This window comes from Salinimicrobium aquimaris (assembly GCF_035607535.1).
Taxonomy (GTDB): domain Bacteria; phylum Bacteroidota; class Bacteroidia; order Flavobacteriales; family Flavobacteriaceae; genus Salinimicrobium.
In genome coordinates, this window is the sequence record NZ_JAYDZX010000015.1 from 58,928 (window position 1) to 81,297 (window position 22,370).

At 43.1% G+C, this 22,370-nt stretch carries 22 protein-coding genes; 18 read left to right on the forward strand and 4 right to left on the reverse strand.

The window, feature by feature from the left end:
- Positions 1-113 precede the first annotated feature (113 nt).
- The 3 genes from VR862_RS13550 to VR862_RS13560 all read left to right on the forward strand — a co-directional run bounded on the left by VR862_RS13550 (position 114) and on the right by VR862_RS13560 (position 2,885).
- Positions 114-785 (forward strand): TetR/AcrR family transcriptional regulator, encoded by a 672-nt coding sequence (locus tag VR862_RS13550; protein WP_324721528.1) that lies wholly within the window; start codon positions 114-116, stop codon positions 783-785.
- A 78-nt stretch (positions 786-863) separates the two neighbouring features.
- Positions 864-2,171, forward strand: coding sequence for an ABC1 kinase family protein (locus tag VR862_RS13555; RefSeq protein WP_324721529.1), 1,308 nt, complete (start codon positions 864-866; stop codon positions 2,169-2,171).
- 189 nt (positions 2,172-2,360) lie between these two features.
- Positions 2,361-2,885 carry an EF-hand domain-containing protein gene (locus VR862_RS13560; protein WP_324721530.1) on the forward strand — a complete coding sequence of 175 codons (525 nt, stop codon included), beginning with the start codon at positions 2,361-2,363 and terminating at the stop codon, positions 2,883-2,885.
- Positions 2,886-2,951: 66 nt separating this feature from the next.
- On the opposite strand, the gene VR862_RS13565 is transcribed toward VR862_RS13560, so the two are convergent.
- Entirely contained in the window at positions 2,952-5,417 is a 2,466-nt protein-coding gene (locus VR862_RS13565) for a S9 family peptidase (RefSeq protein ID WP_324721531.1), read from the reverse strand.
- Between the two features lie 133 nt (positions 5,418-5,550).
- Between VR862_RS13565 and VR862_RS13570 the strand changes: the two genes are divergently transcribed.
- Positions 5,551-6,561, forward strand: a complete 1,011-nt coding sequence (locus tag VR862_RS13570; RefSeq protein ID WP_324721532.1) for a 3-oxoacyl-ACP synthase III family protein — start codon at positions 5,551-5,553, stop codon at positions 6,559-6,561.
- Positions 6,562-6,678: 117 nt separating this feature from the next.
- Here the strand turns inward: VR862_RS13570 and VR862_RS13575 are convergent, their stop codons facing one another.
- Positions 6,679-9,042 carry a TonB-dependent receptor gene (locus VR862_RS13575; protein WP_324721533.1) on the reverse strand — a complete coding sequence of 788 codons (2,364 nt, stop codon included), beginning with the start codon at positions 9,040-9,042 and terminating at the stop codon, positions 6,679-6,681.
- Positions 9,043-9,469: 427 nt separating this feature from the next.
- Between VR862_RS13575 and VR862_RS13580 the strand changes: the two genes are divergently transcribed.
- The gene (locus VR862_RS13580) at positions 9,470-9,832 is read left to right on the forward strand and encodes a CoA-binding protein (RefSeq protein WP_324721534.1); all 363 of its coding nucleotides are present in this window, start codon (positions 9,470-9,472) and stop codon (positions 9,830-9,832) included.
- On the opposite strand, the gene VR862_RS13585 is transcribed toward VR862_RS13580, so the two are convergent.
- Complete coding sequence (locus VR862_RS13585; protein ID WP_324721536.1) at positions 9,809-11,248, reverse strand: sodium:solute symporter; 1,440 nt, start codon at positions 11,246-11,248, stop codon at positions 9,809-9,811. The two genes, VR862_RS13580 and VR862_RS13585, sit on opposite strands and share 24 nt — an antisense overlap.
- Positions 11,249-11,355: 107 nt before the next feature.
- On the opposite strand from VR862_RS13585, the gene recR reads away from it, so the two are divergent.
- The 6 genes from recR to VR862_RS13615 all read left to right on the forward strand — a co-directional run bounded on the left by recR (position 11,356) and on the right by VR862_RS13615 (position 16,716).
- The gene (recR, locus tag VR862_RS13590) at positions 11,356-11,973 is read left to right on the forward strand and encodes a recombination mediator RecR (RefSeq protein WP_324721537.1); all 618 of its coding nucleotides are present in this window, start codon (positions 11,356-11,358) and stop codon (positions 11,971-11,973) included.
- A gap of 207 nt (positions 11,974-12,180) precedes the next feature.
- Positions 12,181-13,500, forward strand: coding sequence for a dihydrolipoamide acetyltransferase family protein (locus tag VR862_RS13595; RefSeq protein ID WP_324721539.1), 1,320 nt, complete (start codon positions 12,181-12,183; stop codon positions 13,498-13,500).
- Positions 13,501-13,714: 214 nt separating this feature from the next.
- Positions 13,715-14,494, forward strand: coding sequence for an exonuclease domain-containing protein (locus VR862_RS13600; RefSeq protein ID WP_324721540.1), 780 nt, complete (start codon positions 13,715-13,717; stop codon positions 14,492-14,494).
- Positions 14,495-14,507: 13 nt separating this feature from the next.
- Positions 14,508-15,122 (forward strand): fumarylacetoacetate hydrolase family protein, encoded by a 615-nt coding sequence (locus tag VR862_RS13605; RefSeq protein WP_324721541.1) that lies wholly within the window; start codon positions 14,508-14,510, stop codon positions 15,120-15,122.
- Positions 15,119-15,457, forward strand: a complete 339-nt coding sequence (locus VR862_RS13610; protein ID WP_324721542.1) for an Hpt domain-containing protein — start codon at positions 15,119-15,121, stop codon at positions 15,455-15,457. The genes VR862_RS13605 and VR862_RS13610 overlap by 4 nt, the downstream gene beginning before the upstream one ends.
- Positions 15,457-16,716 carry a competence/damage-inducible protein A gene (locus VR862_RS13615; protein ID WP_324721544.1) on the forward strand — a complete coding sequence of 420 codons (1,260 nt, stop codon included), beginning with the start codon at positions 15,457-15,459 and terminating at the stop codon, positions 16,714-16,716. Before VR862_RS13610 ends, VR862_RS13615 begins: the two co-directional genes overlap by 1 nt.
- A 10-nt stretch (positions 16,717-16,726) precedes the next feature.
- Here the strand turns inward: VR862_RS13615 and VR862_RS13620 are convergent, their stop codons facing one another.
- Entirely contained in the window at positions 16,727-17,029 is a 303-nt protein-coding gene (locus VR862_RS13620; protein WP_324721546.1) for a hypothetical protein, read from the reverse strand.
- Between the two features lie 749 nt (positions 17,030-17,778).
- On the opposite strand from VR862_RS13620, the gene rpmB reads away from it, so the two are divergent.
- From rpmB to VR862_RS13655, 7 genes are all read left to right on the forward strand, one after another.
- Complete coding sequence (gene rpmB, locus VR862_RS13625; protein ID WP_324721548.1) at positions 17,779-18,018, forward strand: 50S ribosomal protein L28; 240 nt, start codon at positions 17,779-17,781, stop codon at positions 18,016-18,018.
- Between the two features lie 24 nt (positions 18,019-18,042).
- Entirely contained in the window at positions 18,043-18,225 is a 183-nt protein-coding gene (gene rpmG, locus VR862_RS13630; protein WP_013070733.1) for a 50S ribosomal protein L33, read from the forward strand.
- A 9-nt stretch (positions 18,226-18,234) separates the two neighbouring features.
- On the forward strand, positions 18,235-18,387 hold the full coding sequence (locus VR862_RS13635) for a DUF4295 domain-containing protein (RefSeq protein ID WP_324721550.1): 153 nt from the start codon (positions 18,235-18,237) through the stop codon (positions 18,385-18,387).
- A gap of 118 nt (positions 18,388-18,505) precedes the next feature.
- Complete coding sequence (gene ftsY / locus VR862_RS13640; RefSeq protein WP_324721552.1) at positions 18,506-19,459, forward strand: signal recognition particle-docking protein FtsY; 954 nt, start codon at positions 18,506-18,508, stop codon at positions 19,457-19,459.
- A gap of 21 nt (positions 19,460-19,480) precedes the next feature.
- A complete protein-coding gene (locus VR862_RS13645; RefSeq protein WP_324721553.1) occupies positions 19,481-21,151 on the forward strand; it encodes an amidase family protein in 1,671 nt (556 codons plus the stop codon).
- Positions 21,151-21,429, forward strand: a complete 279-nt coding sequence (locus VR862_RS13650) for a hypothetical protein (RefSeq protein ID WP_324721554.1) — start codon at positions 21,151-21,153, stop codon at positions 21,427-21,429. Before VR862_RS13645 ends, VR862_RS13650 begins: the two co-directional genes overlap by 1 nt.
- A 249-nt stretch (positions 21,430-21,678) precedes the next feature.
- Positions 21,679-22,218, forward strand: coding sequence for a hypothetical protein (locus VR862_RS13655; RefSeq protein ID WP_324721555.1), 540 nt, complete (start codon positions 21,679-21,681; stop codon positions 22,216-22,218).
- Positions 22,219-22,370 lie beyond the last annotated feature (152 nt).

Genomic DNA, 22,370 nt, shown 5'->3' on the forward strand with positions numbered 1-22,370 from the left:
GACTATAAATAGGAGTTTGCTGATGCCCAAAACTTTAACAGGAAGTTGTTTAAATATTTGTATCTTAATTTAAACAGAATTTATATCTTTGACGAAACGAAATAAAAGGAAGAATGGCCAGAGTAAAACAAAACACCGCCAAGACTGAAGAACTTACCCGGGATAGACTAATTGAGCTCTATATGAATTACATACTTGAAAACGAAGAAAAGCCAGGTACGGTCTATAAATTCTGTAAGCAGAATAATATTTCAGAATCAGAATTCTATAATTTCTACGGAAGTTTTGAGGGTCTCAAAAAAGGAATTTGGGAACGTTTCTTTGAGCACACTCTTGAAGTGATGCAAAAGAGTAAAGAGTACGCATCTTTTGATAACAGGGAGAAAATGCTCACTCTTTATTACACATTCTTTGAAATACTTACTGCCAACCGCAGTTATGTCTTGTTTACTCTCAAAGAAGAAGGTAACATACTCAAGAATGCCGGCCAGTTAAAAGGTCTTAGGCAAAAGGTCAAGAACTACACGGCAGAACTTATACGAGAAGGGAATGAAGCACAGCAGGTAAAACTTCTAAAAAGATCTGAAACCATATTTTCTGAAGCTGCCTGGGTGCAGTTGATGTTTTTACTGAAGTTCTGGATGGATGATAATTCCCCGCAGTTCGAAAGCACAGATGTTGCGATAGAAAAATCTGTAAATACGGTGTTTGATCTGTTCGAGAATACCCCCCTAGAAAGAGTTCTGGATCTTGGAAAATTTCTATGGAAGGAAAAAATGGCTTAGAGTTTAACAAATAAGCCTGTATTGGCCTGGTGCCGGTTGGTCCCTACACTTCCGGCCACGGCCTTTAATTTGACAAAAATGAAAACAATAGATAGAATTCCCACAGGAAAGATAGGTCGGACCGGAAAGATGGTACAGACCGGGATAAAAGTGGGAGGGAATTACCTCAGGTACTATTCAAAAAAGGCTCTAAATGGAGAGGTTTCACGGGAGGAACTGGATGAGAGCAATGCAGAGGACATCTACAACGGATTGAAGAGCCTCAAAGGCAGTGCGCTTAAGGTAGCGCAAATGCTTTCTATGGAAAAAAGCCTTCTTCCAAATGCTTATGTCGAAAAATTCAGCCTCGCTCAATTCAGCGTGCCTCCACTTTCTGCTCCCCTGGTAAGAAAGACCTTCAAAAAATACCACGGGCAATTTCCCGATGAAATATTTGATAGTTTTTCTCTCGACTCTGTAAATGCTGCCAGTATTGGGCAGGTTCACCGCGCTACTAAAGACGGGAAGGAACTTGCTGTGAAGATCCAGTATCCGGGGGTGGCCGATAGTATAAGCTCAGATCTCGCCATGGTCAAACCCATTGCCATCAAGATGTTCAATCTTCAGGGAAAAGATTCAGAAAGATATTTTAAAGAAGTAGAGGGGAAGCTGCTTGAAGAAACCGATTATGTGCTCGAAGTCAAACAGAGCATCGAGATTTCTGAAGCCTGTAGCCATATCCCCAACCTGAAATTTCCAAAGTATTACCCCGGGTTATCCAGCGAACGCATTATTAGTATGGACTGGATGCATGGACTTCATCTTAGGGATTTTGCCAAGGAGAATAAAGATCAAAATATCGCCAATCAATTGGGGCAGGCCCTCTGGGATTTTTATATGTACCAGATGCATGTTTTAAAAGCGGTACATGCCGATCCTCACCCCGGAAATTTCCTGGTGGATAAAGACCATAATCTTATAGCCATTGATTTTGGCTGTATCAAAAAGGTGCCTCTGGAATTCTATGAGCCGTACTTTGAGCTGGCCGACAAGGATAAGATCGAAAATCCTGAAATTTTCAATGCAAAGCTTTTTGAGCTGGAAATTCTGAGAAAAGAAGATTCTGAGAGAGAGATCGCATTTTTCTCAGAATTGTTTTACCAGATGCTAAGTCTTTTCACAGCACCTTTTCAGGAAGAAGAATTTGATTTTTCAGATGAAAGTTTCTGGACCTCTGTAACTTCACTGAGTGAAAAGTACAGTAAAGATCAGGAATTAAGAAAAATGAATGGAAACCGCGGCAGCAAGCACTTTCTTTATATCAACAGGACGTTCTTTGGACTTTACAATTTGCTGCATGACCTTGGTGCTAAGGTGAAGATCAACAACTTTAAACAATACTCTTGATTGCGCGATGTTCGCAGGGACATCGAAAGCCGGGAACATTAAGTGTTTCCGGCTTTTTTAATGCTGTTAGGGTAAGTAAAAAATTTCTCATTTCTCTGTTAAAAATATTAAAGTACTTTATATCAGGTTTTTATAGTGTTAGTTTAGGGTTGGATGAAAGAAAATGAAGTTGAATCTAAAAACTTAATTATGAAGACTTTGAAAGGAATATTTGTGGCAGGTTGCATGATCTTTGGAACAACTGTGTTTGCCCAGGATCTCGATACTTATGATGCAGACGGGGACGGCAGACTCAACCAGATTGAATTCATGGAACGCAACAATGCTGAATATGACAACTGGGATGCAGACAGAGACGGAATGATCGATGACCGGGAATTCACAGATAGAACTTATCAGGCTTTTGACCTGAACCAGGACGATTATATTGACGAGAACGAATGGAATGAAGGGATAAATACCACAGCCGGTCAATATTTAAAAGCCGAAGATTATGGCGTTTTTGACAGGGATCGCGACGGAAGGCTTGATAATGACGAGTGGAACGAAGGCCTGACCGATAATACCTGGTTTGACACCTATGATATGAACCGCGATGGCGCTATCGATAATGGTGAGTGGAATGAAAATGTGTTCAATGATTATGACATCAATGATGACAACTTTATTGATGCAGACGAATATGATACCTATAATGGAAATGAGGATTGGTAATAAGTAATGAGTATCAGTCATAAAAAAAGCCCGCGACCTGCGGGCTTTTCTGTTAAGGAACTATGTCTACTTTTTTAACTCCATTGTACGTTGCTGAATATTTCCATCCTGTTGGTCCTTATTCTTCACGTACTTCTCAAGCCATTGATCCTGCTCCCAAAGCACATGAAGTACAGATTCTTTGGCACTGTAACCATGGCTTTCCTTTGGTAGCATTACCAGCCTGGCGGTAGCACCCAAACCTTTTAAAGCATTGAAATAGCGTTCGCTCTGCATAGGGTAGGTGCCGGAATTATTATCGGCTTCCCCATGGATGAGCAATAGCGGGGTCTTCATTTTATCTGCATGCATAAAAGGTGACATGTTGTAGTAAACTTCAGGTGCTTCCCAGTAGTTTCTCTCTTCACTCTGGAATCCAAAAGGAGTAAGCGTACGGTTGTATGCTCCGCTTCGGGCTATTCCGGCAGCAAAAAGATTTGAGTGGGAGAGGAGGTTCGCGGTCATAAAGGCACCATAACTATGTCCGCCTACCGCAACGCGATCCCTGTCGATATATCCCATTTCGTCCACAGCATCAATAGCTGCTTTTCCATTTGCGACCAGTTGCTTTCTAAAGCTGTCATTTGGTTCTTCTTCACCTTCTCCCACAATTGGGAAGGAAGCATCGTCAAGAACCACATACCCACGATTCACCCAGTAAATGGGAGAGCCGTAGTAAGGATAGGTGAAATCATTGGCATTGGAGGTGTTCTGGGAAGCAGAGTTCTTGTCCTTATACTCACGTGGATAAGCCCAGACGATCATTGGCAACTTCTGCGGATTCTGCTTATCATAACCTGCCGGAAGGTATAAAGTTCCATTTAGCTCAAGACCGTCCTCCCGCTCATAAGTGATCACTTCTTTTGTAACATCTTGCAGGCTTTTAAATGGATTTTCAAAAGAAGTTACCCGGGTGAGATCTTCCTCATTGTCTATATCACGTATAAAGTAGTTTGGATATTCTGTGGCGGTTTCAATTCTCACAAGGATCTCTCCGTCTTCCATGTCAATAGCTTCTACCAGGGTTTCTTTTTTGTTGTTGTAGCTTGACTGGTACAGTCTCTCTGTCTCTCCGGTCTCAAGGTCCAGTCGGTCTACGAAAGGATATTGACCTTCAGGAGTAAAACCGTCACCTAAAAGAAAGGTGTTATCATCTACCATTTTCAAGACCTGTTGTCCATATTTGTTTTTCTCCCTCACAAAACTTCCGGGGTCACTGTACCGGTCCTGGTAATTGCGGTCAAAAAGCACCTTTGGCTGCTGCTTCGCATTTGAAGGATTGAAAACATAGGTGCGGGTGTTCCGGTTATTCCACCAGTAATCGTTGGCAATGGCAGTATTTTCATCTCCCCAGATAATTCCGGCGTAGCGGTCTTTGGTCTTCAGGATCGGTCTACCTTCTCCTTTGAAAGGAGCTTCCAGTAGAAATACTTCATCTCTAAATTCGGCTTCTCTTTCGGGATCACCACCGTCGAGGGCTTTAACATATACAAGCGTTGCAGGCGCATCACTCCTCCAGCTAAGGCTTCTTCTACCTTCCCTTTCGGCCATGAATCCCTTCGGAAGATCTTCAGTAAGCGGCACCTGATTCACCTGGTTAACAAGTTTTCCTTCCTTGGTGTAGACCATTGTTTCTGAAGGGAATCGGTAGTAAGGCACCAGGTAGGAGAAGGGCTTTTTGATGTGGCTCACCATTACATAATTACCATCTGGAGAGAAAGAAATGTCATCATACATTTTTGGCTCCAGCCACTTGGAGGTCTTTCCATTAAGGTCCACCTTTACAAGTTCAGCCCGGGCCAGTTGTTCAAAGTTGAACTCATCTGTCGGATTTTTCAATAAATCCTGATAAGTCCTGTTTTGAGCTTCTTTTCCGTCGCTTACAGAAACTGTAGGACCCGTTGGCACCGAAGTTTCAGGATTTATGAGATTTTTTCTGTCCTGCGGAAGCATTTTTACTAAAATGGCCGAATTGTCTTTATACCAGTTGAGCACATCTCTCATGTTGGCATTCAAATTTGGGCCGGTAAGTTTTTTTGCTGTTGCGGTTTGAAGATCGGCTACCCAAAGTTCTACACCTTCTGAAGTAGTGTGGGTAAAGGCCATTTTTGACTCATCTGGCGACCAGCTGAAGTTGGTGAGGCGGGGATTTTCCGGCAGGCCTTTTACCTGTGTAGGCTCATCTGCTTTCATATCCTTTACCTGAATATTATTAAAGTAGGTCGCACGACTGCTTATATTCGTGACAGGATTGATCCTTAAACCGCCCAGGCGCATTTCCTCTTCACTTAGTTCGGCAATGGATTTGAATTGATCGCGGTAGAGAAAAACGATTTTCTCTGCCTTGCTGTCAATGAGCGTGGAGGGAGCCAGTGGCACATCCACAAGTTCCAGGATCTCCTGTGGAGGTTCTTGATAGGTAAGATTTTCCTGTCCAAATGTTACTCCGGTAAAGCAAATAAAAGAGAGGAGGCTTAAAAAGGCTTTTTTCATAGTGTAATAAAGTATAATTAGGTTTAGAGGTGCTGCGCTGTCAAGATGTTAATGTTTCTTATATTGCGGAGCAACTTTTTATTAATTGCTTAAATTTAAGAGAAATAATTTATTAAGGCTTAAATAATTCTACATGTACCAATCTAAGATAGCGGGCCTGGGGTTCTACGTGCCCGAAAATGTGGTGACCAATGATGATCTTTCCAGGATGATGGACACTAATGACGCCTGGATCCAGGAACGTACCGGCATAAAGGAACGGCGCCATATTAAAAAAGGAGATGGCAATTCTACTGCCGTAATGGGAGTAAAGGCTGCCAAAATTGCCATTGAACGGGCTAAGATTTCCAAAGATGATATAGATCTTATCGTTTTTGCCACCCTGAGTCCCGATTATTATTTTCCCGGGGGAGGGGTGCAGGTCCAGGAGATGCTCGATATTCACACCTGTCCTGCCCTTGATGTAAGGAACCAGTGTAGCGGCTTCATCTACGGACTTTCGGTTGCCGATCAATACATCAAGACCGGCATGTACAAGAACGTGCTGCTAATTGGCAGCGAAAATCATAGTGGAGGTTTGGATTTTACAACCCGTGGCCGCGGAGTATCAGTTATTTTCGGAGACGGAGCAGGGGCGGCAGTTGTAAGCAGAAGTGACCATAACGGGCAGGGAATTCTTTCTACCCATCTTCATTCGCAAGGAAAACATGCTTTGGAATTGTCTTTGAAAGGTCCGAGTACCATGCATTGGGTACCCGAAATTATTGAGGAGAATCCGCAGGGAGATGATATCATTTACTATCCCTATATGAATGGCCAGTTTGTTTTCAAGAACGCGGTAGTTCGCTTTTCTGAAGTCATTAAGGAAGGTCTTGAAGCCAATGGGCTCGAGGTAAAAGATATAGATATGCTTATCCCGCATCAGGCGAATCTTCGTATCTCGCAGTTCATTCAGCAGAAGTTTAAGTTAAGTGACGACCAGGTTTATAACAATATTCAGCGCTACGGAAATACTACAGCAGCTTCTATTCCTATAGCCCTTACTGAAGCATGGGAAGAAGGAAAGGTCAAAGAAGGAGATACTGTGGTGCTCGCAGCTTTTGGAAGTGGGTTTACCTGGGCCAGCGCTATTATAAAATGGTAGAAAAAAGAGGTAAGAGCCAGGAATCAAGAGACAAGACAGAGACAGATTAGGCTCTCAAAAATGACAAAAATCCGCAACTTTTCAATTGCGGATTTTTTTTGGCTAATTCAAACAATTCTAAAATAATCCACCATCACTACTGGTGTTATCGTCACGCTGTTTCCTGTCGAGGGCACGGTTCTTCCCGCCGCCAAACCTGTAGGATAAGCCAAGGTATACATTCTGGGAATCTCCCTGGAATTTACCCCGCTGTTCATAGGGTACTTCGCTGGTAAACCTGAATTCCTGGGTGTCAAAAATGTCATTGAAATTGAGGCTTAAGGTTGCCTTATCATTTAAGAAGCTGTAACGGGCTCCCGCATTTATGAAATAGAATTCTTCCGGTTTGATCTGGAGCATCTCCGTAGGGCTTCGGTACATTCCGAAGAGTTGCAGCGTAAGCTTTTTAGTCACATTGAAACTTTGGCTAAGTCTAAAGCTATATGCCATTGCTTCGACTTCCATATATTCTGTTCCTACAACTCCTTTTTCCGTACTGTTATAAAGTTCAAAGCTTGGGTTAAGGCTCCACCAGGAGAAGGGCTTATATCTTCCGCTCAATTCGAGCCCGTAGGCTGTATTGTCATCCCAGTTTCTAAAAGTTAGTAACAAACGGTTAGGATCTTCGGGATCTACCAGGAGCACCTGGCTAATTTCATCTTCAATAAGCCTGTAGAATACTCCTCCCGTGAAACTTCCTTTTTGGAAGTTATGGGTGTAGTTAAGTTCCAGCGAATTGGTGAACTGAGGGTCGAGTTCGGGGTTTCCAACTCCCGTGATCCTTGGGGTGGAGAATTCCCGTACAGGGTTCACCTGGTTTAAGCCTGGCCTGTCTACTCTTCTTCCGTAGCTCAATTGCACTGTCTTCATTTCATCTAATTTGTATGACAGGAAGGCTGAAGGATAAAGAGTAATATAGTCTGTTTCATAGATGAGGTCGCCGTCAAGCACTGCCTCCACGTCATAGCTCTCAAGTCTGGCTCCTAACTGATAGGACCATTTTCCCCAGCTTTGACCAAAGGTGGAGTACAGGGAATAAATATTATTGTCATAGTTGTAAAGGGCATTGGTTAATGATTCATTGGTTGTACGGTAGTCATTAGTGCTTCTCCTAAATCTGGCCTCTGCGCCCAGTTCCAGTTTTGCAGTTTTGGAAATGGGGTTTTCATAATCAAGATTGAAAGTGGAGTTAGTTAGTTCCTCATCCACGTCATCCCGATAAGAGTCGAGGTCAATGCCACCGCCGCTGTATACAAACCGCGCAATCTCCTCCTCGTAGGTAGTACTGTGGTCGGCTTCAAAAATTAGTTTATGACCTTCAGTATTAAAGTCATGGTTGTAGACAAAGTTGTAGGTGTGGGTGTCATTCTCCATATCGAGAAAGAAATTCTGAAAAATATTCTCAGCAGCCGGGTCATCGAAAAGGATGCGGGCAGTACCCCCAGGATCTCCCATATAGAAATTCTGATTTGTGTAAACCGAGAAAGTATTTTTATCGTCCATATAAAAATCCACTCCTACTTTGAATAAATAAGATTCCGAATCATTTAAGAAGTTGATCCTTTCGGTATAGTCATTAGTAAAATTCTGAATGACCCCCATTTGTTCTCTTTTTCCGCCGTTGGTTCCAATGTTTCCGAAGAAATTTAATTTTCCCGTGCGGTAGTTCATGTCAAGGGACCCGGTATAGCGGGTATTTTCACCCACGGTGACTCCGGTGTTGAGGTTCCCGTTGAAGCCCATATTGGAATTCTTGTGCAGGATGATATTGATGATCCCGCTCATCCCTTCGGGGTTGTATTTTGCCGAAGGATTTGTGATCAACTCTATACTTTTAATAGAAGTGCTGGGGATCTGTTTTAGAAGCTGTGCAGCAGGAATGTTGGTAGGTTTTCCATCAACCAAGATCCTCACGTTCTCATTCCCTCTCATTGAAATATTTCCGTCCTGGTCTACAGCGAGGCTGGGAATATTGTTCATGATCTCGCTCGCAGTGGCACCGGCTGTGGTGAGATCCTTTCCAACATTCACAACTTTGCGGTCGATACGTTGCTCAATAGTGGATCTTTCGGCAACTACATCCACGCTTTCAAGTTGGGCAATTTCAGCTTCCATGGAGATGGTTCCGATATCTATTGCCCGGTTTCCGTCTTTCACCTCAATTTCCTTCGAAAAGGTTTTGTAGCCCATGAATTGAGCTTTGAAGATATAATGACCATCCTTGAGCTTATCCAGGGAGAAAGTTCCGTCCACAGAGGTCACCGCACCCGTAATCAGCTCACCCTGGGGTGTGGAAATAGAAATGGTGGCATAAGGAATGGGTTCCTTAAATTCATTGTCTATTACGATTCCCGTGACCGTACCCATTTCGGTGGGACCGGTATTTGCATTCCCCGATAAGCCGGTGGTGAATAACATAAGAAATAAAATTAGCTGTCTCATTTTTTTGATTTTTTGATGATGGTTTAAACATAATACCTTGTAATACATAATAAAAAGCCATGGCTTTTCTCGATTATGTACATTCGGTATATAAACAAGACTGCCAAAACAAATCTTTGTTACATACTTTGCTGAAATTTAACCTTTGTGTGGGAGGTTTCCTGCTGATTTCTACTCCACATGATGTTCGGTGACATGGCATAATAACAGCATTTTACAGGCTAAATAAGATTCATGCTTCTTCTTTGAAAATTGAGAAATTCCTTTAGAGAAAAAAAGCCCATACACGAATGTACGGGCTTAGCATGGGGCTCTTTTAAAACTAACCATCAATGTTTTTCAAATCGCCCCCATGCGGGAAATATTTCTTACCTTAAAGACTGCTAACTTTAGCTATTGTTACACTTACAAAAATTTATTTTTAGATATGGAAAAGAAGACCCTTGTACTCGGTGCAACCACTAATCCCGCCCGCTATGCGAACATTGCCATCAACAGGTTAACGAGGAACAATATTCCTACAGTGGCAATAGGGCTGAGAAAGGGTGAAGTGGCCGGAGTCAAGATTGAAAATGAAAAGATCCCTTTTGAGGATGTACATACTGTTACCCTATACCTGGGGCCGCCGAGACAGAAAGAGTACTATGACTACATTATATCTCTTCATCCCGACAGAGTGATCTTTAACCCCGGAACCGAAAATCCAGAGTTCTACCGAATCCTTCAGGAGAATGGGATCGAGGTGGAAGTCGCCTGTACCCTTATCTTACTTTCTACGAAGCAATACTAGGCCAAGGAAGGTGAGGAGTCCGTTTAGAATAAGGACGAAGAATCCAAACTCAAATCCAAACCACACCAGGCTGTTGATACTAATGACATAGGTAAGGATAGGAGAGAGGATGGCGATTACCGGGACGAGCTTGTCCTTCACGTTCATCCTGGTAAAGAGTCCGAAACTATACAATCCGAGTAAAGGTCCGTAAGTATATCCTGCAAAAACAAAGAGTTTTGCAATTACGCTTTCATCTCTAATAATGTACTTGAAAGCGATGATCACCAGGATCAGAACCACAGAAACTCCAATGTGGATCAGCTTTCTTATTGCTTCCTGCCTCTCTGGTCTGTAATTGTTTTCGATATCGAGAATGTCAATGCTAAACGAGGTGGTTAGGGCTGTAAGGGCACTATCGGCACTACTGTATGCCGCAGCGATCAATCCCAGGATAAAGAATACCGCGATTCCCACGCCCAGTTCTCCAGACGTAGCAATGACCGGGAAGAGATCATCTTTTGCAGCATCTATGCCGTTAGCACGCGCATATTCGGTAAGCAAGACTCCCAGTGCCAGAAAGAACAGATTAACGAATACCAGAACTATAGTGAACCAGAACATGTTCTTCTGAGCATCTCCCAGGTTTCGGCAGGTAAGGTTCTTTTGCATCATATCCTGGTCGAGTCCCGTCATAACTATGGTGATAAAAGCACCCGAAATGAATTGCTTCCAGAAATAGTCGGCACTTTTAATGTCATCAAAAAAGAACATTTTAGAGAATTCACTGTTCGAGATGTGTGAGATCAATTCGCCCCCCTGGATCCCAAGATCGTCGGAAACGTAATATATGCTCACCCCTACTGCGATTAACATGCATAAGGTCTGCAAAGTATCAGTATAGACAATGGTTTTGATCCCCGACCTGAAGGTGTAGAGCCAAATTAAGAGGATCGTCATGATCACTGTTGCCCAAAAAGGAATTCCCAGGGTGTCAAAAAGGATGATCTGTAGTACGTTGGCGACGAGGAATAACCTGAAACTTGCTCCCACCACTCTTGAAAGTAAAAAAAAGGACGCGCCCGTCTTGTAGGAGTAGGTGCCGAACCTTCCTTCCAAATAGGTGTAAATTGAAGTAAGGTTCATCCTGTAATAGAGGGGCAGCAGTACCAGCCCAATCACGGCATATCCCACCACGTAACCCAGCACCACCTGCATATAACTGAACTGGCTCGCTTCAACCCATCCCGGTACAGAAATAAAGGTGACCCCGCTCAGGGAAGCACCAATCATCCCGAACGCCACCACATACCAGGGCGATTGCCGGTTGGCTTTAAAAAAGGTATTATTGTCAGATTGTCTTCCGGTGATCCAGGAAATAAAAATGAGCGTTAGGAAATAACCGGCGATAAGGAGAAGAATGGAATAGGGCTGCATCTATTAGGAATTTCGGCAGCAAATTACAAAACTTCGCAATATGTGCAGCATGGGGAATGCGGCTTCTTTTTCTGGGAATTGTATGAAATATGGAGTATTTTTGAAAGATGGAATTTTCTTCAAAATTACTGGAAGGAGCTGTGAATGAGATGTCCCAGCTACCGGGGATTGGCAGGCGCACAGCCCTGAGGCTGGTACTTCATCTCCTCAAACAACCCGAATCACAGACTGTTGCCTTGAGCAAAGCTTTGGTCGACCTCAAGACCGAAGTTAAATTTTGTAAGAACTGCCACAATATAAGTGACACTGAGGTATGTGAGATCTGTGCAAACAGGAGTCGGCAGCGGGAAGTGGTATGTGTGGTTGAAGATATACGGGATGTAATGGCGATTGAAAACACGAGCCAATATCGTGGACTTTATCACGTGCTGGGCGGGAAGATAAACCCAATGGAAGGCATCGGTCCTTCGCAGCTCACCATAAAATCTTTGGTAGAGAAGGCAAAGAACGGGGAGATTGAAGAGATCATTTTTGCGCTTAGCAGTACCCTGGAAGGAGACACTACCAATTTTTACATTTTTAAGCAACTGGAAGGCCTGGACATCAAGACAAGTACAATTGCCCGCGGAATTTCGGTGGGTGATGAGCTCGAATATGCAGATGAGGTCACCCTGGGCCGCAGTATCACCAACCGCATTCCGTTTGAAAATTCCCTGAAGAATTGATTCTGAAGGTTTTTCTTCAGAAATACCAAAAAATTCCCCTGCAAAGAAATCCTGAATAAAAATTGTAATTTTACTCAGGAAAACGGCTCTATTTCAGAAGCCAAAAGACATCAGAGAATCTTCGCTGCTGAAGAATTATTATTAATTGAGGTAAATTTTTAGTAATTTCGCAGTCGAATTTATGTAAAACATCTTCGAGTTAAGAATATGGCAAAATTTGAACTAAAATTACCCAAGATGGGGGAAAGTGTTGCGGAAGCGACCATTACGAATTGGTTAAAAGAAGTTGGAGAGACCATTGAAGCCGATGAGGCAGTTCTGGAAATTGCCACAGATAAAGTGGACAGTGAGGTGCCCAGTGAAGTTGACGGGGTGTTGGTAGAAAAGCTGTTCAATGAAGATGATGTAGTACAGGTAGGGCAAACTATTGCTATTATTGAAACTCAAGGCGAAGAGGCGGCAGATGCCACTCCCGTAGCCGATCAAGAGGTGCCTTCTCCCGAAATTGAAGAAGCCGTAGCTGCAGCCGAGCAAAGGGTGGAGCAGGCAAAAAGCATTAGTACATCTGACTATGCCGACAGCAACAGGTTCTATTCTCCGCTGGTAAAGAATATTGCAAAGGAGGAAGGAATTTCCTTTGATGAACTTGAACAAATAGATGGAAGCGGAAAAGACGGAAGGGTGACTAAAAATGACATTTTAGGATACTTGGAAAGCCGTTCTTCTCAACCTGCTTCGCAGCCAAAACCACAACAGCAAGCGGCTGCACCGGCACAGGCTGCATCACAACCGGCTAAGACTCCGGTTAGTGTAAATGGCGAAGACGAGATCATTGAAATGTCCCGAATGGGTAAAATGATCGCACACCACATGGTAGAAAGCGTACAAACTTCTGCCCATGTACAGTCATTCATTGAGGTAGATGTAACCAACATCTGGAACTGGAGAAAGAAGAACAAAGATGCTTTTGAGAAAAGAGAAGGGGAGAAGCTTACTTTTACTCCTATCTTTATGGAAGCCGTGGCAAAGGCAATAAAAGATTTTCCGTTGATCAACATCTCTGTTGACGGGGATAAGATCATCAAGAAAAAGAACATCAACCTGGGAATGGCAGCTGCCCTTCCCGATGGTAATCTCATCGTGCCGGTGATTAAAAATGCCGATCAGCTCAATTTAGTCGGCATGGCAAAGGCCGTTAATGATCTTGCAAACCGTGCACGAATGAACAAGCTGAAGCCGGACGATATTCAGGGAGGAACTTACACAGTGACAAACGTAGGTACCTTTGGAAGTATCATGGGAACTCCAATTATTAATCAGCCGCAGGTGGGAATCCTTGCTTTGGGTGCAATAAGAAAAGTGCCGGCAGTGATCGAAACACCCGAAGGGGATTTTATTGGGATAAGGTATAAGATGTTCCTGTCTCACAGCTACGATCACCGTGTGGTGAACGGTGCTTTGGGAGGGCAGTTTGTACAGAGAGTTGCCCAGTACCTCGAAAAATTTGACAAGAACAGGGATCTGTAAATAAGGTCTCAAAAATGATAAAAAACCACGGCCGTATAGCTGTGGTTTTTTTATGGGTTATACTGTTTAACTGACTTGAGTATAACTTGAACTTGATTATCAAAAGTAATTTAGGGGTCCAACGGAACATTATGGGTGGTGCAGAAACACACTGCGCACTAAACACTGACCACTGCCCACTACTTTTACTATCTTTGCCCAAATAAATTTTATCATGGAGTTGAAGCTTACAAAGCCACTGTGTTTTTTCGATCTGGAAGCAACGGGAACTAATGTCGCAAAAGACAGGATCGTGGAGATCTCTATTTTGAAGATATTCCCAAATGGAAATCGTGAAAGCAAGACCTGGCTTGTAAACCCTACTGTTCCTATTTCAAAAGAAGTGGTTGCGGTACATGGAATTACCAATGAAAAAGTAGCCAATGAGCCAACCTTTAAGGAATTGGCTCCTGCAATCAATGAAATGATCAAGGGCTGCGATCTTGCCGGGTACAACTCCAATCGGTATGATATTCCGCTTCTCGCAGAGGAGATGCTGCGGGCGGGTGTGGATTTTGAAATGAAAAATTCCCTTGCTGTAGATGTGCAGACAATCTTCCATAAAATGGAGCAAAGAACTCTTTCTGCCGCCTACAAATTTTACTGCGGAAAAGATCTGGAAGGAGCGCATTCTGCCTCAGTCGATACCGAGGCGACATACGAAGTATTGAAGTCCCAACTGGACATGTATGAAGACAAGCTGCAGAATGATGTAAAGTGGCTTTCTGAATTCAGTTCCCAGAAGAATTGTGCCGACATTGCCGGCTTTATTATATATGACAAGAAGGGACGGGAAGTCTTTAGCTTTGGGAAGTATAAAGGAAAATGCGTGGAGGATATTCTCGAGCAGGAGCCGGGATATTTCGGCTGGTTCCAAAATGCCGATTTTCCCCTCTACACTAAAAAGGTCCTGACAGCAATTAAGCTACGGAAGTTGAACACCAAACTTAAGTAACCAATATTCTGCGATGAAAATAATCTGCATAGGCCGAAATTATACCGAGCACATTGCCGAACTTCAGAATGAAAGACCAGAGGAACCTGTGATCTTCTTAAAACCCGATTCGGCTGTATTGCTCAAGAAGCAGCCATTTTTCATTCCGCCATTTTCCGACGATATACATTATGAGGTGGAATTGCTCGTGAGGATCAACAAGATTGGAAAGCATATTCAGAAAAAATTCGCACATAAATATTATGATGAGGTAGGACTTGGAATTGATTTCACAGCAAGAGACCTTCAGAAAAAATTAAAGGATAAAGGACTTCCGTGGGAAAAAGCGAAGGGATTTGACGGCTCTGCAGTGATCGGGGAGAAATGGATCAAAAAATCTCATTTTAAGGACCTCAATGACCTGGAGTTTAGTCTTCAGAAAAATGGAGAGCCGGTACAGCAGGGAAGAACTTCACACATGTTATGGAAGATTGACGAAATAATTGAATATATTTCACAATATTTTACGCTCAAGATTGGGGATGTGATCTTTACGGGAACACCGGCGGGAGTAGGACCTGTCGCAATAAATGACGAACTGAGCGGCTTTATAGAAGACCAACAAATATTCTCAATACACATAAAATGAGGAATTACGATTTAGAAAGCGTAGAAGAAATGGCCGGCGGAGACCAGGACTTTGTAAAGGTTGTGGTCCAGACCTTCCTGGAAGAGATCCCGCCAGATCTTGAGGGGATGAATCAGGCTGTGACACAGGATAATCCGCAGCAGGCATATCAGTTCGCTCATAAAATGAAGCCGAACTTCCAGATGTTCGGGCTGGGTCTCATGCCGCAGATAAAGATCCTGGAAAGCTGGGCAAAAGCCGGTGATAATACAGATGAGGTCAATGAAGCGGCCCGTATCATTACTGCCAAATACAAACTGGCCGAAAAGGAGCTTAAGGAAGATTTTGATCTCTAATGACTGCAGAAATTATTACTATTGGGGATGAGATCCTCATCGGCCAGATAGTAGACTCCAATTCGGCTTTTATTGCCAAGGAGCTCAATCTCATAGGTATATCGGTCTACCAGATCACCTCGGTACAGGACGAAAAGGAGCACATTCTTGATGCCTTACGTGATGCTTCAAAAAGGGCAGATATTGTGATCCTTACCGGCGGCCTGGGTCCTACAAAAGATGATGTTACAAAATATACTTTCTGTGAATACTTCCAGGATAAACTGGAACTAAATGAGAATGTGCTTGCCCATGTAGAAGAGCTTTTTGCGAAGTACAAGAAAACCCCAATTTCAGATCTCAACCGGGAGCAAGCAATGGTGCCTTCCCGTGCCACTGTGCTGCATAACCGCTATGGCACGGCACCGGGAATGTGGATGGAGAAAGAGGGGAAAGTTTATATCTCTCTTCCCGGTGTGCCTTATGAAATGAAGAACCTCATGGAGGAGGAAGTCATTCCGCGGCTAAGGGAAAAATTTCACAGGCCTTTCATTTATCACAAAACTATTCTTACGAGGGGGGAAGGCGAAAGTGCTATTGCCAATAAACTTGCCGCTTTTGAAGATCGATTACCAAAGCATATTAAACTTGCATACCTGCCGGGTCTTGGCAGTGTACGCTTAAGACTTTCCGGCAAGGGCGAGCATGAGGAGGAGTTGATAAGCTCTGTGGAAAAACAGGCTGAAGGTTTGTACGAGTTGTTGGGAGATATTATTGCAGATGAGCAGGAGGAGGATGAAAAGATCGCGGTGCAGATAAGTAAGCTGCTCACTTCGCAGGAGAAATTCCTTTCTGCGGCCGAAAGCTGTACGGGAGGAGCCCTGGCAGCTCAATTCACCACTCATCCCGGTGCATCTTCCTGTTTTAAAGGAGGTATGGTTTCTTACGCCACCCAGGTGAAAGTGGAGAATTTAAATGTTCCTAAAGATCTAATTGAGAAACACAGCGTAGTAAGTGCCGAAGTTGCCGAAGCTATGGCAAAGAACGCCAGGAAATATTTTAAAACTGACTACGCCCTATCAACTACAGGAAACGCGGGGCCTACAAAAGGGGATAGCGATGCGGAAGTAGGTACTGTCTACATTGGCCTGGCCACGCCCGAAAAAGTCATCTCTCAAAAATTTATATTTGGAAATAGCAGGGATCAGGTGGTGAAGCAGACAGTTCAGAAAGCTTTTGAAATGATCCTGAAGGAAATCACATCTGAAGGACGAAAATAGAAGTACGAAATTAGAAGTACGAAGTTAGAATTACGAGGTCAGAATTGCGAAGTACGAAAAATTTGTAGCCACAAATGTGGATGAGGTTTGGATGCTCATTATTAAGACATTCTGCCAATTTTAAATAGCCACGAATACACGAATAGATTCCTTCTCGAAGTGCTTTCCAGCCTGAAAAATTCGAAGACAAACCTGCAAGGTCTTTTTTTAGGACCTTGTAGGTTTTGATGAAGGTGATAAGACCTACAAGGTTTGAAAAACCTTGCAGGTCAGTCCCGTAGGGACTGTAGGTGTATGAGGTTGGAATGCTCATTATTAAGGCATTCTGCCAATTTTAAATAGCCACGAATAAACGAATAGTTTCTACGTTTTTCTGATCACCGACCACTGACCACTGATCACTCAATTTCCCTGACCACTGACCACTGATTACTGATCTATAATTCTCTGACCATCGACACCGACCACTGTCCACTGATCTTCCTCCTATGTCCGGAAGCACAAAGCACCTTTCAGCCTGAAAAATTCGAAGACAAACCTGCAAGGTCTTTTTTAGACCTTGTAGGTTTTGATGAAGGTGAGAAGACCTACAAGGTTTTAAAAACCTTGCAGGTCAGGCTCGTAGGGACTGTAGGTGGATGAGGTTTGGAATGCTTTCTATTAAGGAGTTCTGCCAATTTTAAATAGCCACGAATACACGAATAGTTTCTAAATTTTTCTGACCACTGACCACTGACCCCTTATCACCGACCACTGATCACTCAATCTCCCTGACGACTGACCACCGACCACTGACCACCGACCACTGATCACTGTCCACTCACTTTTCCCCGGTTTATTTCTTAAAAAGGAGCTTCAGGCGGGATCCTACGTCAAAAATTTTCTTCCGAAGGAAAAGAGAGTTTAGGCTATAGGTGACAAAAATGACATTTTAGGTAGTATTTTCGGGGGCAGGAGAGAATTGGGGCCTTCAGAAAAATATTTTCTTCGGCTATTGGCTATTAGGTAAAAAAATCGTTAATTTGCAGCCTGTTTTGAAATAACGAGTTAAAGTATAGAGCAATGTCAAGAGTTTGTGAACTTACAGGTAAGAAAGCAATGGTAGGAAACAATGTTTCCCACGCGATGAATAAGACAAAACGTAAATTTGACGCCAATTTGGTTAAGAAACGTTTTTATATCCCTGAAGAAGATAAGTGGGTAACTTTAAAAGTATCTACTTCTGCTATTAAGACAATTAATAAGAAGGGAATTTCAGCTGTAATCAAAGAAGCAAGGGAAAAGGGTTTTTTAAACAAGTAATCCTAACATTTAAGACGCAGTAAAATGGCAAAGAAAGGTAACAGAGTTCAGGTTATATTAGAGTGTACAGAGCACAAAGCATCGGGACAGCCCGGTACTTCAAGATATATTACAACAAAAAACAAAAAGAACACGCCAGATAGAATGGAGCTGAAGAAATTCAACCCTATTCTAAAGAAGATGACGGTTCATAAAGAAATTAAATAAGCATAAGTCATGGCAAAGAAATCAGTAGCATCATTACAGACAGGATCAAAGAGATTAACAAAAGCCATCAAAATGGTAAAATCTCCAAAGAGCGGCGCCTATACTTTTGTGGAAGGAATTATGGCACCTGAAATGGTAAATGACTTCCTGAACAAGAAATAAGTTATTTTCAAAATATTTGGAAGCCGTCCCGGTACTCATCGGGACGGCTTTTTGTTTTTGTGTATATTTACCCACGGCTAGTTTACTGCCTAAGTTGAAATAAAGACCAAGCTAAATAATGAGTTTATTTAAAAAGATATTCTCCCGCGAGAAAAAGGAAACCCTGGACAAGGGCCTTGAAAAATCTAAAAATGATTTCTTTTCCAAGCTGGGAAAAGCCGTTGCCGGCAAATCTAAAGTTGATGATGAAGTACTGGATGATCTGGAAGATGTACTTGTGAGCAGTGATGTGGGGGTTGGCACTACCGTCAAGATCATTAATCGGATCGAGGAGAGGGTTGCCCGCGACCGCTTTTTGGGAACAGAGGAGCTTAACAGAATTCTGCGGGAGGAGATTGCCGCTCTTTTAGCCGAAACAAATTCGGGCGAGGCGACAGATTTTTATGTTCCGGCAGATAAGAAACCTTACGTGATCATGGTAGTGGGCGTCAATGGAGTTGGGAAGACCACCACGATTGGAAAACTTGCCTACCAGTTCAAGAAGGCCGGTAAGAAGGTAGTCCTTGGTGCAGCCGATACCTTTAGGGCTGCTGCCATCGACCAGTTACAGGTATGGGCAGACAGGGTGGATGTACCTATAGTAAAGCAGCAAATGGGCAGTGACCCAGCTTCTGTGGCATTTGATTCGGTACAGAGTGCCGTAAAACAGGATGCAGACGTGGTGATCATTGATACCGCCGGCCGACTTCATAACAAGGTAAACCTTATGAACGAATTATCTAAGGTAAAACGGGTGACACAGAAAGTGGTGGAGAACTCGCCGCATGAAGTCCTGTTGGTGCTTGACGGTTCTACGGGGCAAAACGCTTTTGAACAGGCCAAGCAGTTCACGGCCGCGACCGAAGTTACTTCCCTGGCTGTTACCAAGCTCGATGGTACGGCCAAAGGTGGGGTGGTGATAGGAATAAGCGACCAGTTCCAGATCCCTGTAAAATATATTGGAGTAGGCGAGGGGATAGAAGACCTGCAGGTTTTCAATAAATACGAGTTCGTAGACTCATTCTTCAAATAGACGTTTGTCAAAATTAATTATATGAAGCAGATCATTATACTCTTTTTGGTCCTGGTGACCGCTTTCTCATGTAAAGTAAATACTGAAAAGGAAACAACTGTAGATTCACCCGCCATTGTTTGGGAGGCGCAGGATGAAACAGCAGAACTTGAAGCACAGGCGCAGCACGAGAATGAAAGGATGAGGTTTAAGCTCATCAATTCTAAAACTCTTGATAAAAATGAGATATGGAGGCCTTTTGAAAAAGATCTTGCTTCTTTTTCTGCTGAAAAATATGAAGGCCTAAAGCAGCTTATCTTTGAAAGAAGTATTCCTGAATTGCAGCGTGCTGTAAAGGAAGGTCAGCTAACTTATGAAGATCTTACCCTTTTCTATATCTACCGAATTAGGGAATATGAAAGCAACAATGATCTTTCGCTCAATGCAGTGATCGCTTTAAATCCCGAAGTAGTTGAACAGGCGCGAAAGCTGGATGAGCAGGGTGCTGCCGGCGTCGATGAAAATTCTGTTCATGGAATGCCTATCCTGCTTAAGGATAATATCAACACCAGCGACATGAAGACCACTGCGGGAGCTATAGCTCTTGCAGAAAATCAACCTTCCAAAAACGCCTTTATTGTCGATCGTTTACAGCAGAACAATGCCCTTATACTTGGAAAAGTGAACCTTAGCGAGTGGGCCTATTACTTCTGTGAGGGTTGTCCTCTTGGATATAGTGCCGTGGGTGGACAAACCCTGAACCCTTACGGAAGAAAAGAGTTTGAAACAGGGGGTTCCAGCTCGGGTAGCGGAGTAGCCGTGGCTGCAAACTATGCCGTAGCTGCAATAGGTACCGAAACTGCAGGTTCTATCCTTTCCCCGGCCTCAAAGAACGCGGTGGTAGGATTAAAACCGACTGTAGGTTTACTGAGCCGTACCGGGATAATTCCTATTTCAGGAACCCTTGATACCCCCGGCCCAATGACGAAGTATGTGATGGATAATGCTATTTTACTAAATGCACTTACGGGCAAGGATGCAGAAGACCGCAGCTCGGTAGCTTCAGACAAGAATTACGTAAAATCACTTTCTGCGCAAGGTTTGAAAGGGAAGAGAATAGGAGTGATGAAGTCCCTGATGACCGATTCCCTCTACAACCGTGCAGTTGAAAAAATGAAAGAAGGCGGGGCGGTGATCATTGAATTTGAAGCTGAAAATATTCCGCTTGACAATTTCCTTACTTTGCTTAATGCAGATATGAAGAAGGATCTTCCCGCTTATTTTTCTCAGTATGCCGGTGAAGAGGTGACTTATAAGAACGTGGAGGCTATTGTAAAGTATAATCTTAAGGATACCCTACTGCGGGCGCCATACGGTCAACAGCTGTTCGAAGGTATTGTTGCCGATACAACAAGTGCCGAAGCGCTGGAAAGGATCTCTGCACAACTTCAGGCGAACGGAAGAAAGTTCTTTGATGTGCCTATGCAACAGCATAACCTTGATGCCGTGGCTTCCATTAACAATTATCATGCAGCCTACGCGGCAGTGGCTAAATATCCTGCACTTGCAGTGCCTGCAGGTTTTGAAACTTCAGGAGAGCCAAAGAGCATTACCTTTATAGCAAAACCCTATGAAGAGGATAAGCTGCTTAACCTGGGATATGCCTTTGAGCAGCAAAGCTACGCCCGTAAGCCACCAAAGAACTACAGGTAATGTCCCACAGAAACCTGGTGATCCTCACAAAGATCATCCTTATTTACAGTATCTTTTTTGTCGTGATGAAGACCGTCATCATTTTTGGAGGCGCCTGGCTGTTGCCAAACCTCTTGTTGATGATCCCATATCTCATCCTTGGAGCTATTGCGGCACTGCAGATCAAAGGGGAAAATTATTCCTGGTGGTTTGTAGGAACAGGTGCTGCTGTGATCATTCTCACCCGCGTCTATGAAACTCAATTTGCAATCTGGGTGCAACAGCAGGTGACAGGATAAAATTTTTTAAGCATAATATAAAGAAGCGATGGGGGAGATCTTTTCATCGCTTTTTTCTTGCGGAAAGACCTGTCAGAAACGTCTTTTTTGGAACCTTGTTTCTTTGCCTTCCCAAAAAAATCTGGTTCCTTACGGTTTACCGGAAACTCATATTACAGGAATGTCATAGTTTTACTTTAGAATAATAGAGGGTCTTGGGAGGAATTGTTCGTTTACCTTTTCTTCGGAATCTTCTGAATTATAATAAGTATGCCAAAATCCATCTGTCTCCTCCTGGTTATTCTCTTTATTTCATGTTCATCAAGCCGGTCTGGTCAATCTGAAAAAAACACCAAACCCGGGGAAGATTACGTTTATGCCGATTTTACCGGCAGCCTTAAAGCCGAAAAGATCGCTAAACTCAAAGATTACTACAACTGGAAGGAGGAGGAAATCTTGATAATAAATTACAGGCAACCCCTCTTAGATTGTCATTTTAATAACCACAAGATAACTTCGGACAGTAAAAAGTGGTGGACCGAATTCTACTCTAAAATTGATACAGACAACAGCCTGAATATTTCGGTATTTGCAGATGGGGAGAAAATTAGAGAGAAGATGGATAACCGGAAGTTTTTCGACGATAAGGATGATTTTCTTCTAAACAACTTCTTTATACGAAAGAAGTCATGTTTTGGAATCTTCGTAGTAAACCAACAGGGGGATTACTTTCAGTACAATGGACATTATTCCGAAAAACAGGTAGAAACCTTCATAATGGAGCTGAAAGGACAAAGAAACAGGGGCTAGAATAAATTAGATAGAAAGACCTTACTCAACTGTTTCAGAAGAGCAACCTCTTATCAGGTATAACAATTGTGGTGTTGTGTCAGCTAAAAAAATAAACTCCTTCAGCCTATAGATTTTTCATTTTCGGGAGCAGATTTTAGATATATTTATTT